Raw genomic sequence first — 14,609 nt, forward strand, 5'->3', positions numbered from 1 at the left:
CCTGTCTTGTTCTAAAGGACAGGGAACAGATAGGCGGATCAGCGCAGGCGAATGCGCTTGTTGGCCTTGATGGCGTCGTCGAGCTCGCGCTTGAGGGCTTCGAGGAAGACATCGACCTCCTGCTGGCTTTCCAGGTAAACCCCTTCATGGGTACGGCTGAGCACCTGGCTGACGCTGACGTCGACCACCGCCTTGGGGGCGGCCACCGGGCCGCGCTCGCGCACTTCGCCGGCGGGCTTGTCGGTATCGGACGTGCCAGAGGCTGAAGGAGAGGTATCACCCGCGGGCTTGGCGTCCTCGCCTCGGGTGCCGGCGTTGTCCGCCGCTTTACGGGCGGCGCGCTGGCGTTCGGCTTCAGCCTGCTGTTCGCGGTGGAGTTCGTCGAGGCTCTCCTGCTCGCGGTCATTGGCGGTATCGCCCTGCAGCAGGTAGATCTGCGCGATGCTGGGCGCTGCGTCGATATCCTGCTTGAGCAGCTGCAGCGGGCGCAGCAGGCGGTTGCTGAGCTCCGGCGTGCCAATACCGCTCTTGTGTATCTCGGCACTGACCCGGGCGATGCGCTTGTCGATCAGGCCGATGGCACGCTCGCGCTTTTGTTCCAATAGCTTGCGGTTGACCTCATCGACGGTGTGGATCAGCCCGGCGACCTTCTGCAGCATCCCGTAGGGCGCTTCAGACGCGTAGATGCGATCCAGCTCAGCCAGGGCCGTCTTGGCCTCGGGCTCCTTCTCCAGCGCCGGGCGGTTGGGGGCGAAGCGGGTCAACGCCTGGTCCAGCTGCTTCCAGGTGTTGAGCTGCTTGGTGAAGAACTCGTGGAGGTCGCGGTACTGCTCTTCGAGATCGAGCAGATGCTCCTGCTGCTCGGCCACCGCCTTGAAGAAGTCGAAGCTGTCGTCGATGCGCAGCAGGCGTTCGACTTCCTTGAGGGTGCTTTCGATGGCGGCACGGCCGGGGAAGCGGCCCACTTCAGTCTTGCTGCGGTAGGCCTCCAGATCCTTTTTCCACTTGCTGAACTGGTCGACATAGAAGGTGTAGAGCTCGGTCTCGCTGGACGGGCCGAGCTTGGTGAACAGATCCTTGGTGAGGTTGCGCACCTGGCGCAGCACGGCATCGTCGGTCTGGCGCTTCTTCTGAATCCGTACCTCGCTGCGCCGCCGGCTGTTATTGAGCAGCTCGAAGGCCTCCTTGCCGGGCAGTGCCGGGCCGGCGGTGTGGAAGGTGAGCCTTCCAGCGGCATACAGGCGACCGAGGATCAGCAGCGTCTCGTCTTCCGGCCAGCCGAAGGGGCGGTTGCTGAAACGCTCCAACAGCGGATTGAGCGGCACCGGCTCGCCACCGTGCAAGCCGATGTACGTTTCCACTTCACGCACCGCCTGGGGGTTGCCTTCCTCGCCGTCGAGCTCGATGGCCTGCTGGCCGACGTCATCGGCCGTCATCACGGCGAGCAGCTCGCGTATGGGGTCAGGGGTGAGCACCTGCAGGTAGCCGAGCTTGCTGTAGGTGTTCTTCAACAGGTACTGGCAGGCCTCGTCGAGGCGCGTGCCGAGCTGGCTGCGATTGAGGTCGAGCTTCTGGCCCAGGGCGTAGACGTCGGCGTCGAGCAACATCTCCTCCAGGCGCACCAGCAGGTGCTTGCGGCGCACCTGGTTCTCGCGGCCGCGGTCGGCGAGGATGCGCTCCACGCTGCTGTCACCGGAGGCGGCGTTCAACCGCATGAACTTCTCGGTCTTGAGGTAGGTGCGCAGGTCGTCGAAGAAGGCCTTGTTGTCGCCGAGGCGGATCAGGACCTGGCCCTGGTTCTCGTTGCTGCGGTGGATGCAGCCGGCCTCGCCGTTCTGGGCGGCGTAGCTCTGGGTATAATCGATATCCAGCGGCGAGACTATCTCGACGCGCAGCTGGCTCTGGAAGCGGCCGTCGATGGTGTGGCCGTCCAGGTAGCGGCCGATGGTGTAGTCGGTCTTGTTGAGCGGGTAACGGTACTTGTTTCGGTCGCGCAAACGGTCCTTGTAGATCATCTCGGCCAGCAGTTTGTTCTCGTCGCTGCTGGTGATCTCGGTGGCCTTGATCTTGCGCGTGATGTCGCGCTCCTCGTTGGTGAGGAACAGGTACTCCTCGCCGTTGCGGGTGACCAGGCTCTCCTTCTCCAGGCGCAACAGGGTGCCCTCCAGGCGCTCGCGGATCGCCAGGCGGTCATCGTCGATGCGGGTGATGGCGAGCGTCACCAGGTTATCGAGGGTGCCCTTGACCAGATCGACGTAGCGAATCATGAACAAGGTGCGCAGGATCTCGACGTCGAAGGTGTCCAGGGCCACGTTCTCGCCGGCCTGGTCGATGGTGCGTTTCACCGCGGTATCGAGAAAGCCCTCCACGGCGCGGTAGAAGCTGTGCATCGGCACCAGGGCGCCGACCTCCTGCTCGGCCACCGCCATGGCGGCCATCTGGAAGGCGTCGAGCATGGAGCGCTCGCCGTAGGCCAGGTGGGCCCCGGTGGCGCCGACCTTGCGGATCTCTTCGAAGACCTTCTGGACCAGCTGGAAGTGGTACGGCACGAAGGGGTAGTTGGCGACAAAGCTCTCCGCACCGTCGACGTTCCTGAGCGTGGGGCCGGAGCGGTCGAAGGTGAGCTGGTTGCGCAGGATCGAGCCCTTGGCCTCGAACACGCCGGCCAACTCGTCACTGGCCTCCGGGGTCTTGGCCAGCAGGCGCTTGCGGATCACCTCGTCTGAGTTGGAGCTGGAGAGCGACAGGCGGGTCTTGAAGCGCCCGGCGATCTTGGAGAAGTCGTTGGCCTTGGCGGCCGTCATCTCGCCGAGTACGGCGTCCATGTCGGCCTGGGAGGTCACCACGATCCAGGCGCGGCCACCGCAGATAGTGCCGAGGTTCTCGGTCAGCGTCTGCAGGGTCAGCATCAATCGTGTATCGCTGCCGATGAACTGGCCGACTTCATCGACCATGAAGACGATGCGCTGGGTGGGGGACTTCGCGTCCAGGTACTCCTTCACCCAGTGGCAGAAGTTCTCCACCGAGACGCTGAAGGTCTCCTCGGACTCCTCGAACCACTTATGGGCGGCATCCGGCGAGAGGTCCAGCACCTGGCTGATCGCCTGCTCGATATCGTCCTGATAGAACTGGAAGCCGTCGCGCTCCTCTTCCCACGCCATGCCGCTGGCGGCGTGGAAGGCCTCGCGAAAGCGGTCATAGACACCGCGCTGCGCCAGGTGGCGTTCCATGTGGGCGATATGCGGGTGGTCCCCACTGAAACCCTGGTATTCATTGAACACGCGCAGGAAGACGTTGAGGATCGGGTTGCCGCCGTCGTTGGAGCTGGCCTTGCTGTCGATGTTGAACAGGATGACGTCCGCCGGCTCCTGTACCGCCTTGGCGATATCGGCGCGGATCGTCGGATCGCGAAGCTTCTGCGCATCGAAGAACTCGGCGGCGCGGTGGGCGTTGCCGGCGGCGTCCTTGGCCTCGATGTTGGCCAGCAGGTACGAGAGCGCCTTGAGGAAGTGCGACTTGCCCGAGCCGAAGAAGCCCGAGACCCACACCCCGACCCGGTTGGCGATGGAGGGGTCACTGAGCGGTGTGGCGTAGGACTCGAAGAAGGCGCGGAAGTGCGTCTCCAACTCATTGGTCACCACGTACTCGTCGAGCTCCTGGTAGACCGTCTCACGGTCCTTCTGGTCGGCCTTCACCACCCCGTTGATTGAGCGGTGCAGGGGTTTCTGGAAGAGGTCCTGGATTTTCATGGAAGGCTCTCAAGGCACGAGTGAGAAGGCGCGATAGTAGTGATTGCCGGCGATCCGGTTGAACAGCGTCAGGCTCTGGCCGTCGTAGCGGCCGGGATAGAAGAGCACCAGCGGCTTGTGGCCGAGCCGGCCGTGCAGCGCATTGAGCAGACTGTGGGCACGCATCACCGGCCAGACGCTACCCACGCCTGACAGCAGCACGATATCGGGGTCGTCCGACAGGGCGTGTCGGATCAGGAAGGGCGCGAACTTGTCCATATGCAGCGGGCCGCGCAGCGCCTTGAGTAGCGCCGCGTCGCCCTTGGTCTGCTGCAGGGCGATGGCCTTGTCGAGAAAGCCACGCTCTTGGAGATAGTTGCGCATCACGAGCAGCAGGTTGACGTGGTCGACCGTCAGCTCGCTGTGCTGACGCGACAGGACGCCTTTCAGGAAGGTGAGGTACTCGCGTACCTGCAGCTCGTGCTCGGGGGGATAGTCGAAGATCCAGAAGCCGATCTCGTTGCCCAGCCCCTGGCCGGAGAGGAAGGCCGGGCTGGTGATCTTCTCGGCTACCTGGTTGAGGCGATCCTTCAAATGAGGATCTTCGCGGTGGGAAGGCCCCTGCGTGAGCGGTGACATACGGCTCTCATCCTTGCGTCCGGTGTCGTTCTTCTCGTTATGACCATACTACGTGCCGCGGCCTGTGGGGGCGATATGGGGCGTTCATGCACGCTACCGCCACACCGCGACCCATGCGGCTTACCGCAGGCGCAGAGCGTTAAGGCACTCCCGCAGCCGGATCAGGTGGTGGCGGTCCAGCAGCTCATCCACCTCCGGCCGAAGCATCAGCGGCCGTAATATTCGTTTACGGCTATCCGTCATTAAGCCTACTTCGCATAGCATGCGAAAGACTACCTGGCCCATCTTTCGTCTAGACGAGGCAGTCCAGCCGGTAATGGCCGGGTCACGATGAGCACGGTCGGCAAGGAAGTCATCCCACTGGTAGGGCTCCAGCGTTTCCGCGTGGGTGACGAAAGCATCGCCCACCACCGTTTCCAGAAACTCCACCAGCAGGAGGTTGCGCGCCAGGGCCGCACAGAACGCCACCTGGGTAGCCAGCTGGTCGTCGCCATCGCGCAGCGCCTTCCAGAACGGCGGCGGCAGCCGCTCAAGGCGCTTGCGGATCGCCTGGGCCATGCGCTTGGCCGTGGCCGGCCGTGCCTTTTGGAGGCGGTTCTCGTCGAGGATGGCCGCCTTCCAGGTCGCGTCGTCCACATCGGCCAGCAGCAGCTCCGACACGATGCGGCTCTCGCGCACCATCAGCGAGCCGCCGATGAGGTCGGAGTGATAGTGGAAGGCGGGGGAGGGTGGAGACATTGACGGACTGCTCATGGTGATAGATTGAAAGAGCGCTATGGTCGGACTTTCACTGATGGATTACAAGTTCGCTAGGGACTCTAACTATCTTCTCAGGGGAAAAATAATACCCCGAAAATTTCACTCACTGCCTGAATTAAAAACCAGAGAATTTCACTTTGGCCTTAACTGCAAAAGCCCGAGCCTATCCAGGCTCGGGCGAAAGGGGTTATGACTGCAGTACAGATGCCAATAAAGGCATATCATCCAGATAGTTTGGATAGAGATCGATGATGGACTTCTTGTCAATGACCCCCATCCTGATCTCCCCATTATTCAGCAGGATGTTCAGAATAATGTTGAGCTTGCCCGAATCACGCAGCGAATTGGGGCAGTACTTTCGCACATGGTTCTTTTTCAAATATCGAAACCCCTCCTGACGTTTTTGGTTTAACCAATTTAAGAGCGAATAGTAATCTCGCAACTCTTCAGACGGCGACTGAAACAGGCGCAGAAACTCATTGGAGAACCAGAAGCAGAGCTGGATGGCATCTTCTAACGTTTCCAGCGATACTTCGCCCTGGATTCCGTTTCCGGCACAGTGAAGCAGTACTGCCACTCGCGCAATATTATCCGCTAGTTTCGAGGCATGATCGCCGAAGTCTGCGAAGCGGCCATTCTGACAGATTTCCCACTCGATGGCGTTGGCGATGACAAACCAACGTTCTTGAGCCAGCAAGGAGAAGCTGATTTTAGTCCGCTGGAAATCAGGATCTCTGCTGGCTTGGATGTTGCGGTCGAATAACTCCTTGATCAACTGGTCGTAGCCCGCATGAGGGATTTTTTCGATCGGCTCTACTATGCGTGTTCCTTGGGTAGTAAGGGGATAGGATATCTGCGTCCTCGAACAGAAGCCTATCCCGCGTGCGTTTCCTCCTCCTTTAGTAACGAAGCGCTGCATGACACTTGGCTGCGCCTGAATATAGAGTGTCATTCGCGGATTCACTACGAAGCTATTAGATGTTTTGCGATCAACCCTGATTGGCTCCGCACTCCACAACGAATTCCACATTGACAATTTGCGGGCGGCAGGCCCGGATAACACCTCCTCTCCTTCATTTGAGTGTAGAATGGCTGACCTGACGGACTCACGGTAAAATAAGTCGAGTGCTGCCTCTGTCGTGGTATCCGTCAGTGTTCTGATGCCTGCTCGTGCAGGGTGAACTGGCTTATTTTTCTCGTGCTCGTAGAGTGCGTGAATATCCTCCTCACCATTATAAGTGATGTCTTTCAGAAGCTTCTTCTTCATCATGACCCATAAAGACATTTTAAGTTCGTGTTCGGCCATCTCCTTATCGTATTGTGCTTCGTACTCCGTCTCCAGATCGTTCAAGTATCCGAAAAACAAACCGTCGACCGTCGTCTTTCTTTCACCTGACTTAGCGACGATCACGAAGAACTGGCTCGGTGGTACCACCTGCCCGTTGGGTTTTTCCACATCGACCAGGTCTTGCAGCAAAAACGACATCGCCGCAAGCCCTCCCTGCACGATCATGGGGACCGGTGCCTTGGTGGCTTCGATTACCTGGGAGATCCTCTCTTGCAGAACTCCTGTGTTGCCGAGGTACGGAATGCTGACCCCAATAGGTGGGAGCACGTTTAGCGTGTTGTACATGATGTTACCCTCTTCGGAACGTGTAAGGTAACAATGAGACACAAGCATGCACCGCACTAGGCGAGTGACGCCCGTGCGGTAGGGGCGCCGCTGGGGCGCAGCCGTTTTAGGCTACGTCCCAGCGAAACGCCTACTTGCAAGGATTCATTGTTAAAGAGCGTGCGCGGTGAGAACCGCGGACTTACCTAACCTAAACTTATTATTCCCTTCGGAACTCAAGCCACTCGAGTACTTCGTGCTGATACCAGCCCACTGCACCAGCGCTCAGTGGGATCGGCTTGGGGAAGTGCGGGTCGTACCTCTTAGACCGCTCATTGAGCATCTCGTAGATCTTGGATCTGGAGAGCCCGATAAATACCACAAGCTGCTTCATCCTCAGGATGACCCTGTCGTTTCCTGCAACCATATTGTTCACCTACCGGTTGGTAATGGCTTGCCTCCACGGACCTCGTGGAGGGCCGCTCCGCGACATGCGGAGTGGCCTCAATTTCGTTCCTCGCAAGGCGATTTGCACGTGCTTAAATCTCGGCTGAAATACCATCAGGCTGTGAGCCGAGATTTTTTTCCAGATGATTTTTTTTGACAGGCTTACAAAAATGTGGGTGGGCTAACAATGTAAGGGTTTTTCTGATCTGACTCCTGAAACCCTCGCTACATTGCTACGTGTAACGGGATGGAGCAGGGCAACTGAGAACATTCGATCTGCTTTGGAGGTGGTGAAGGGGCGGACGGCGCTACACCGAGCCATCAGGATCCTCCGGCAGCGACCCAAAATCTCGGATTCATGCCGGACAAGGTTGCGACGCGCATCACCGGACAGATCTTTGGATATCTCATTAAAATCAGATATCTAAAATAAATACAAAAGATTACACAAACTTACAATAAACCCTCAGTTGCCGAGATTTTGGTGCCGTTGAAGTGCTTAGTACGCGGGGGGAAGATGGTAAATACCGAGCAACCAGCCCCTCAGGGCCGCTTCTGCAGGACCGCTCGGGCAGCGCCTTCCCTGCTCCCATTCCTGCCAAGTCCGCAGGCTGATCCCCAGCCTTGCCGCCAGGGCGGCCTGGGTCAGCCCTCTCTGGTGGCGCAGCGAGACGACCTTCGCCACCAGTGCTGCTCCGCTGAGAGCTTCCGACGGGGGAGTCGTGTGGGTCGGGGCACTGCCGGGTGTGGTCACCCGGGGAGAGCCCTGGATCCGGTGTTCGACGCTTTCGCCCTGCAGTGTGGGGAGAGCAGCCTGACTCCAGGCCTGACAAGGACGAGAAGTTGGCGGCGTAACGGACGAGGTTGACCTCGCTGGACACTGATTGGGCGGAGAGTGTGGTGAAGGTGGGTCTGCTGGACGTGAACTAGGCGGAGTGATCCCGGGCCCTGGACGGGAAGTTGGCGGACCCTCGGGGGTGATCGGCAGCCCGTGGAGGCTGGCAAACTGCTGAATAGTCTCGGCTTGCCCGGGATAATCAGCGAGCAGCTGTGCCAAGAAGCCGGCGTTGTCGGGGGAGTGCATCATCAAGGGCTCCTTGTCGATAGACGGGCGGTAATGGAGTGTGCCGTGAACTGGGGCGTTGCCGTACGCAGCACTGCCACTCGCCTCGGTAAGAGGGAGGTGCAGGTAGTAGGGGAGACCAGGCCTTGTCCGCAGGAGGCGGGCACTGCAGAGCTTATCGCCCTGAGGAGTGCTCAGCCTGGGGGTGGAGTCGCAGGCACCCATGTCCCGCGGTTTCCGGTGGGAGTTGCAGTGCAGTCAGTTGATCCATCCCGAAGAGTCCCCGCAGCTGACGAGCCAGCGCCTGGCGTAGGGCCGTGTCGTTGCCGGTGATCCAGCCGAGATCCGGCGTCAGCAGGTGTTCGGTGTTGTGGGTATTGGGGAAGACACGATAGGCCGCGCCTTGACCGCGGGTGATGCGCAGCCAGTGGCCTGCAATGCCGTCGCGACGCTGGTCGACGCTGAGGTCCTGGTTACCATACAGGGCGATGAGGTGGATGCCGTGCTGGCGGACCAGGGTATGGTCCCGCTTCCAGACCAGACCCTCGAGGTCCGTGAATAGAGGCGAGTCCTCATGGTCCTCCAGGAGTGCCGAGAACGCTTGCTGGCTATCGGCCAGCGACAGATCTCCCAGGAGAGGAAACTGTCGGGGGTCATGGCCTAGCTGCAGCATGACGACCTGCACGCCCTCGACGTCAGTCAGCAGCCGCTCGATCTCGGTAGTGTAGTGGGCCGCCAAGGCCTCGAAGGCACGCCGCTCCCGTCCCGCCAGTTCGCGGACATCGGTACGCGCCAGTTCCCCGCGCAGACGATAGAAGCGGTCGATCACGTCCTCGTAGAGCTCTGGCAGGTCGGTTCTGTGCTTCAGGGCACCGAGGGACAGCTCATAGCGTTCCTGCAACTGACGGGCCAGGGCCTCGAAGGCTTGCCGATAGTGGGTCACGCTGCGGTCATAGACCCGCCGGGTACCGTCTTGCTGGTGAAGGGCGGTCTCGCGCGAGCTGACCTCCAGAAAGCGTCGCGCCGGCTCGAGGAGCTTCAGAAGCAAGGCCGCCTGGCCGGTCGGTGTCCCTCGCTGAACGCCCCTGACCAGGTGGCGCTCCAGCGCGGCGGCACTTTCGCAACGCACGATGCGCTTGACCTGGCACTCGGCCTCCCAGGTGTGATGAAGGTCGAAGAGCTCCTCCGTCGGGAAGCGCTGCCATTGAGCCATGTCACTCGTCAGGTACTGCAACGCGGGCTGCAGCAGCCAGTAACGCACCACGTCCACGTCTTCCAGCGCAAACCGGGTCGTACAGCCGGCATTCTCCACCCGATAGCACTCGGCCGCGCGTACCGGTTCTTGTCGATGACGCTCTTGTCGCCAGATCGCCTCCCGGATACCAGCAGGGATTCGCCCCGCCTGGAAGGTCCGCAGCCGCTTGCCGGTATCCTTGGAGTAGGCCTTGCACAGGTAGCTCGCTGCCTTAAGGACGTCGATGAGCCCTTCCGGGCCGTCGAGACGGCGGATAGTGAAGGTTCGGATCGTATCGCTCTTGGGGTGCTCGGCGAAGTGGGCTATTCCTCTCATACGGTGGCTCGGCCGCTGCAGTACCCTCTGCCAGGAACGAATCACCATGTGAGCCAGCGTTAGATCGCTGTAATGGCCATCCTCCGAGCGCTCCAGTGCCCCTAGCTTGCGAAAGTCATCGCGGTTCACGACGACCAGCAGGTGGTAGTGGGGACGGGTCAGGTCCGCCTCGCCGTCCCGCAGGTCGGCGTCGGTGGCGTTACGGCGTAGAGACTGGTCATTGAGCTCGCGTGCCCAGAGTACGTAGACCTCGGGCTCAGCCTTACCGGTCAGCGCCTTGATGTCTGAGCGCAGGTATGTCTGGAAGTCTATGACTGTCTGGTTATCCGCATAGCGCTCCGGGGTCTCGAAGTCGATCGGGAAGCGCAGGTCGACGCGAAAGGCGAAGACCTGACTGTGACGATGCTGCAGGGAGCGAAGGAACTCGAAGGTACGATCCAGGTTGTCGAGTACCTGGGCCGCTTTATCGATGTCCTGGTAAATCTCATACCCTCGATACACCGGGTCCCAGTAGTTCCTTTGAGAGGGCTGTCGAGCATTACGTTTACGCAGCCGCCTTTGCTCGGCAGGCGGCTGGTTACTTTCAGGGATCACCATGAGAAAGACTCCAGTCAATGGGGGGGCATCCTCTCAAAGCACATGACCCATTGCGCCTTTAAAGAGGCGCAGGGTCAGGAAAGAGACTATCGAGTAGACGCGTTGGGAAGAAAAGGAAGACGCGATTACTCGGGAAATGACGTGCATCGCCAAGGCCTCGCAAGAGCAGCGTTCAGACTCTGTTGATGGGTGGATTGGATGGGAAGTCGAGTGGCTGGTCAGTGTGGTTATTTATGGAAAGAGAGAATTGAGACGACAGACATATTACTAAAAACAGGAAAGTCGCATGCTCTGAATCTCACCCTTGCAATGGAATTCCCTGTCCTGCTTTTCCCTTGGAAATGGGATTTTCGAAAGAGTAAGCGTGATGTGTTAACACACATTTTAACTGTCCAATGGGTTCACGAATGGTCAGTCCTGTACCGAGGAATGCCAAGGCCAAGGTCGTCATGGCATCACTCTTCCCACTATAAAATTATACGTCAGCAACGGAGTCGCTCTCCAAGGACTCGGCAAAGCCGCAGTTTCCGGTCAGTTCTCCACGCTAAGAGAGACCATAGCGCCGAGAGTCGGAATATCTTACGTGTCATGCGGACGAAATATGGGTGGAGTCACCAAGACTACAGCAGAAGGCGCCGGCATTGCTGCCGGCGCCTTGCTGGCAATCACCTAACGTAGGTTGCCGAGGCTAGTCCGGCTTCTTCGTCGTGTCCTCGAGTTCTGCCGCATCGTATCGCTCCATCACTTCTTGTACCATTGAAGTCAATGGGTCGGACGGAGGATCTACAAGTCCGGCTTCAACGTCTGCTTCGTGACGCTCTTGGCGCATGGATTCATCAGGGGGAGAGCCAAATATACGAACCCAATCTTCATCATACTCTAAGTCCTTCCACGCTGACTCTTCTCGATCTTGAAAATCCTGTTCTTCGGCATATACTGCTTCGGCGAGTTCTTCGTCGTTGTCCATCGTTCTTCCTCCTGAAACTTCAGTGAGTGTAAGTACCTGCTCAGTTCAGCGCTTGGACTTGTAGGTAGGCGCTGTGTGATGAAGCGTACTACATCAGGCTCTGTCCGCAAGCGCGGTCTCTGAGCACAACTCTTATTCTCTGGACGGATTAGGATTTGTTAATCTGTATATAGACGAATCTGGACATCAGGATTTTTTTTGTAACAAACTGTGTCCTCGCTTTTTGGACGAATCGTAGGCGGTAGGGTTTCGACAGAGAGTGAGCTGAGTCTGGCGACCTTAGCGACTCAATTCAAGTCGATTTCAGCCCCGTATTACCTGAGTGAAGCCCTGGAGAAGGGTTTCGTGTGAGCTTCCCTCATCTCCCTCAGGAGCGTCTGTATGTCGACATACCCCTGTTGTCCCCGCTGCAGCTCGACGCAGCTGATCCCTCGCCAGGTGGGCCGTCATGTTGGCTGCGCTACCGGCATCCTTGCTGGAAGTGCCAGCGGTGCCGCGGGTGCGCTCAGCGGTGCCAAGGCGGGTGCCACGGTTGGTTTCGTCGCCGGCCCGGTGGGTGCCTCCATTGGCAGTCTGGCCGGGGCGCTGTTCGGTGCCCTGGTCGGAGGTACTGCCGGTGGCGTCGCCGGTGGCCATCTGGGCAACGAACTCGATACCAAGGTGCTCGACAACCTCGAGTGCCGGGCCTGCGGCCACACCTTCCGTCTGCCCATGCCCGACTACCCGAGCTACCCGCCGCAAGACTGACCGAGCCTGGCAGCATTCCCCCGTTTCACCCCGCTGATTCTGCTTCACCCGATACTTCGCAACCGTTCAATCACGCAACCCCACTATCTGACCCTCCCTCACGGTGCTGCCCGCTGCCTTTTGGCGCGGGCGGTTATGCCGTGGTGGGCCTTTTCCAAAGGAGACATTCTCATGGCACATCTCATCGAACAGATGGCGTACGTCGGCGATACCCCCTGGCATGGCCTGGGGCAGCAGCTGTCCCGTCATCAACCGCTGGAGGTCTGGCGGCAACAGGCCGGCATGGACTGGCACATCGAGGAGGCGCCGGTGCGCTTCATCGCCGACGGTGCCGGCCACCTGGGCAGCATCCATTCCTTCCCCGAGCAGAAGGTGCTCTACCGCTCCGATACCCGATCCCCTTTGTCAGTGGTCTCGCAACGCTACAAGGTGGTCCAGCCCGAGGAGGTGCTGGAGTTCTACCGCGACCTCACCGAGTACGCGGGCTATGAGCTCGAGACCGCCGGGGTGCTCAAGGGCGGCCGCAAGTTCTGGGCCCTGGCCCGCAGCGGTCTGGGTACCGCTTTGAAAGGCCAGGACCAGGTCAACGCCTACCTGCTGCTGGCCACGTCCTGTGACGGGTCACTGGCCACCGTGGCCACGCCCACCTCGGTACGGGTGGTCTGCAACAACACCCTGACCATCGCCGTGGATGGCATGAGCCAGGGGGTGAAGGTGCCCCACAGCACCGAGTTCGACGCGCAGCGGGTCAAGCAGCAGCTGGGTATCTCGGTTGCCCAGTGGGACGACTTCATGCAGCGCATGAAGGCGCTGGCCGAGCGCAAGGTCAGCCAGTCGGAAGCCAAGCGCTACTTCCAGTCGGTGATCTGCAATGCCGAGGAACCCCTGGAGGATCCCTCCCGACTCCCCAACGTGCGGGCGCTCAACCGGGTGCAGAAGCTCTATCACGGGGAAGGGCGGGGCTCGCAGCTGTGTACTGCCCAAGGTACCGCCTGGGGATTGCTCAATGCTGTCACCGAGTACGTGGACCACGAGAAGCGTGCCCGCAGCAACGACTACCGCATGGACTCCGCCTGGTTCGGCCAGGGGGCCGGTCTCAAGGACAAGGCGCTGGTGTCGGCAATGGCCCTGGTGGCCTGAGACCGTGTCCAGTCTGGCGGTGTCTTCAGGGTGGCAAGGAAGCCACCTTGCTGTTGCAGAGACACGCTGATGGACAGTCCGACGACCGGCCGCCGCGGTTCGCTGCGCTCCGTACTGCATTCACGTCGTTCAACTTTTCTGTATTTCTTTATTTGCGTTCTACACGCTGGGCATCCTGATGCCCTCATCACGGCATAGCGCCCGGCCCACCACGGCCGGGCGTTGTCGTTTCTGGAGGACTCCATGCAATCCCACATGACCTTCGAGATCTGCCGCGCCCTCACCCAGTTGGCTCGCGAGCTGCTGGTGGCCGGCGAGCAACACGCCGGGACCCACGTGCTGGCCCAGGGCCGCGTCTACCGCGTGGACGTGTCCCTGGAGCCGGTCCCTGTCGACCAACTGCAGGACATCATCAACCGCTATCGGTAAGGAGAAATCCCCATGGCAAGCCGTATTCAACCTCAACCCTCCCAGTCCCAGGCCAATGGCCAGCGTTCCCTTCAACCGGCGGCCCAGCCGCTGCAGGAAAGCACGGCGATCATCCAGGTGATCGAGCGTGCCGCCCTCAACCCCGAGGTCGACATCGACAAGATGGAGCGCCTGCTGCAGATGCAGGAGCGCGTCCTCGACCGCCAGGCGCTGATGGCCTACAGCGCCGCCATGGCGGCCATGCAGACGGAGCTGCCGAGCATTGCCGAGCGTGGCCAGGGCAATAACGGGGCCTACGCCACCCTGGAGGACATCGTCGACACCGTGCGCCCGATCATGCAGAAGCACGGCTTCGCGGTGAGTTTCCGTATCCAGACCCAGGAACGTGGCATTCAGATCACCGGCGTACTGATGCACCAGGAGGGCCACCGCGAGGAGACCAGCATGCTGCTGCCGGCGGATACCAGCGGCAACAAGAACGCCGTGCAGGCGTTTGGCTCCTCTACCAGCTACGGCAAGCGCTACGTGCTGTGCGCCTTGCTCAACATCACCACTCGCGGCCAGGACGACAATGGCCAGGCTGCCGCCCCGGTGAAGCTCGTCACGCCCTTCCAGGCGGGCCAGATCCGACAGCTGATCGCCGCCTGTCCCGCGGCCACCCAGGAATGGTTCGTCGGTAAGTACGGCGAGGCCGAGCAGGTCCCGCGCAGCGATTTCGACCGGCTGCGTGCCTCGCTGCACAAGCGGGCCCAGCCCGACCATCAATCCCACTGATCCCGTGGATCGCCACGGATCCATCACCCCACTGAACCGCTGAAACCACAGCGACCGGCAGGCGAGGGGAGAGCCCTCGCCGCTTATGTCGCATTCCCCCGACCGCACTACCTCTACCGCATTAGTCCGCAACCACA

Annotated in this window: 12 protein-coding genes; 4 read left to right on the forward strand and 8 right to left on the reverse strand. The window is 60.3% G+C overall.

Features of this window, described 5'->3' with window-relative positions:
• Nucleotides 1-38: 38 nt before the first annotated feature.
• From brxC to ACFODV_RS14360, 8 genes are all read right to left on the reverse strand, one after another.
• Entirely contained in the window at nucleotides 39-3,749 is a 3,711-nt protein-coding gene (brxC, locus tag ACFODV_RS14325) for a BREX system P-loop protein BrxC (RefSeq protein ID WP_379760601.1), read from the reverse strand.
• Between the two features lie 9 nt (nucleotides 3,750-3,758).
• Nucleotides 3,759-4,367 (reverse strand): DUF1788 domain-containing protein, encoded by a 609-nt coding sequence (locus ACFODV_RS14330; protein ID WP_379760603.1) that lies wholly within the window; start codon nucleotides 4,365-4,367, stop codon nucleotides 3,759-3,761.
• A gap of 120 nt (nucleotides 4,368-4,487) precedes the next feature.
• Entirely contained in the window at nucleotides 4,488-5,105 is a 618-nt protein-coding gene (locus ACFODV_RS14335) for a DUF1819 family protein (protein WP_379760605.1), read from the reverse strand.
• A gap of 208 nt (nucleotides 5,106-5,313) precedes the next feature.
• The gene (locus ACFODV_RS14340; protein ID WP_379760607.1) at nucleotides 5,314-6,759 is read right to left on the reverse strand and encodes a YfjI family protein; all 1,446 of its coding nucleotides are present in this window, start codon (nucleotides 6,757-6,759) and stop codon (nucleotides 5,314-5,316) included.
• 199 nt (nucleotides 6,760-6,958) lie between these two features.
• Nucleotides 6,959-7,165 carry a helix-turn-helix transcriptional regulator gene (locus tag ACFODV_RS14345; RefSeq protein WP_379760609.1) on the reverse strand — a complete coding sequence of 69 codons (207 nt, stop codon included), beginning with the start codon at nucleotides 7,163-7,165 and terminating at the stop codon, nucleotides 6,959-6,961.
• A 519-nt stretch (nucleotides 7,166-7,684) separates the two neighbouring features.
• On the reverse strand, nucleotides 7,685-8,473 hold the full coding sequence (locus ACFODV_RS16815; RefSeq protein ID WP_449271902.1) for a helix-turn-helix domain-containing protein: 789 nt from the start codon (nucleotides 8,471-8,473) through the stop codon (nucleotides 7,685-7,687).
• Nucleotides 8,424-10,319 (reverse strand): YagK/YfjJ domain-containing protein, encoded by a 1,896-nt coding sequence (locus ACFODV_RS14355; RefSeq protein WP_379760611.1) that lies wholly within the window; start codon nucleotides 10,317-10,319, stop codon nucleotides 8,424-8,426. Before ACFODV_RS14355 ends, ACFODV_RS16815 begins: the two co-directional genes overlap by 50 nt.
• 784 nt (nucleotides 10,320-11,103) lie before the next feature.
• Nucleotides 11,104-11,382, reverse strand: a complete 279-nt coding sequence (locus tag ACFODV_RS14360; RefSeq protein WP_379760613.1) for a hypothetical protein — start codon at nucleotides 11,380-11,382, stop codon at nucleotides 11,104-11,106.
• A gap of 381 nt (nucleotides 11,383-11,763) precedes the next feature.
• Here ACFODV_RS14360 and ACFODV_RS14365 point away from each other — a divergent pair, with 381 nt between their 5' ends.
• The 4 genes from ACFODV_RS14365 to ACFODV_RS14380 all read left to right on the forward strand — a co-directional run bounded on the left by ACFODV_RS14365 (nucleotide 11,764) and on the right by ACFODV_RS14380 (nucleotide 14,472).
• The gene (locus ACFODV_RS14365; protein ID WP_379760615.1) at nucleotides 11,764-12,129 is read left to right on the forward strand and encodes a hypothetical protein; all 366 of its coding nucleotides are present in this window, start codon (nucleotides 11,764-11,766) and stop codon (nucleotides 12,127-12,129) included.
• Nucleotides 12,130-12,300: 171 nt separating this feature from the next.
• Nucleotides 12,301-13,269 carry a DUF932 domain-containing protein gene (locus ACFODV_RS14370; RefSeq protein ID WP_379760617.1) on the forward strand — a complete coding sequence of 323 codons (969 nt, stop codon included), beginning with the start codon at nucleotides 12,301-12,303 and terminating at the stop codon, nucleotides 13,267-13,269.
• A 243-nt stretch (nucleotides 13,270-13,512) separates the two neighbouring features.
• The gene (locus ACFODV_RS14375) at nucleotides 13,513-13,698 is read left to right on the forward strand and encodes a hypothetical protein (protein WP_379760618.1); all 186 of its coding nucleotides are present in this window, start codon (nucleotides 13,513-13,515) and stop codon (nucleotides 13,696-13,698) included.
• 12 nt (nucleotides 13,699-13,710) lie between these two features.
• Nucleotides 13,711-14,472 (forward strand): ERF family protein, encoded by a 762-nt coding sequence (locus ACFODV_RS14380; RefSeq protein WP_379760620.1) that lies wholly within the window; start codon nucleotides 13,711-13,713, stop codon nucleotides 14,470-14,472.
• Nucleotides 14,473-14,609 lie beyond the last annotated feature (137 nt).

It is taken from the genome of Halomonas tibetensis (assembly GCF_042643535.1).
Lineage (GTDB): Bacteria > Pseudomonadota > Gammaproteobacteria > Pseudomonadales > Halomonadaceae > Halomonas > Halomonas tibetensis.

Bases quoted from the DNA above. Each gene is read 5' to 3' on its own strand.
- brxC (WP_379760601.1), bottom strand. From the start codon at position 3,749: ATGAAAATCCAGGACCTCTTCCAGAAACCCCTGCACCGCTCAATCAAC.
- ACFODV_RS14330 (WP_379760603.1), bottom strand. From the start codon at position 4,367: ATGTCACCGCTCACGCAGGGGCCTTCCCACCGCGAAGATCCTCATTTG.
- ACFODV_RS14345 (WP_379760609.1), bottom strand. From the start codon at position 7,165: ATGGTTGCAGGAAACGACAGGGTCATCCTGAGGATGAAGCAGCTTGTG.
- ACFODV_RS14375 (WP_379760618.1), top strand. From the start codon at position 13,513: ATGCAATCCCACATGACCTTCGAGATCTGCCGCGCCCTCACCCAGTTG.
- ACFODV_RS14380 (WP_379760620.1), top strand. From the start codon at position 13,711: ATGGCAAGCCGTATTCAACCTCAACCCTCCCAGTCCCAGGCCAATGGC.
- ACFODV_RS16815 (WP_449271902.1), bottom strand. From the start codon at position 8,473: ATGGGTGCCTGCGACTCCACCCCCAGGCTGAGCACTCCTCAGGGCGAT.
- ACFODV_RS14365 (WP_379760615.1), top strand. From the start codon at position 11,764: ATGTCGACATACCCCTGTTGTCCCCGCTGCAGCTCGACGCAGCTGATC.
- ACFODV_RS14370 (WP_379760617.1), top strand. From the start codon at position 12,301: ATGGCACATCTCATCGAACAGATGGCGTACGTCGGCGATACCCCCTGG.
- ACFODV_RS14340 (WP_379760607.1), bottom strand. From the start codon at position 6,759: ATGTACAACACGCTAAACGTGCTCCCACCTATTGGGGTCAGCATTCCG.
- ACFODV_RS14360 (WP_379760613.1), bottom strand. From the start codon at position 11,382: ATGGACAACGACGAAGAACTCGCCGAAGCAGTATATGCCGAAGAACAG.
- ACFODV_RS14335 (WP_379760605.1), bottom strand. From the start codon at position 5,105: ATGTCTCCACCCTCCCCCGCCTTCCACTATCACTCCGACCTCATCGGC.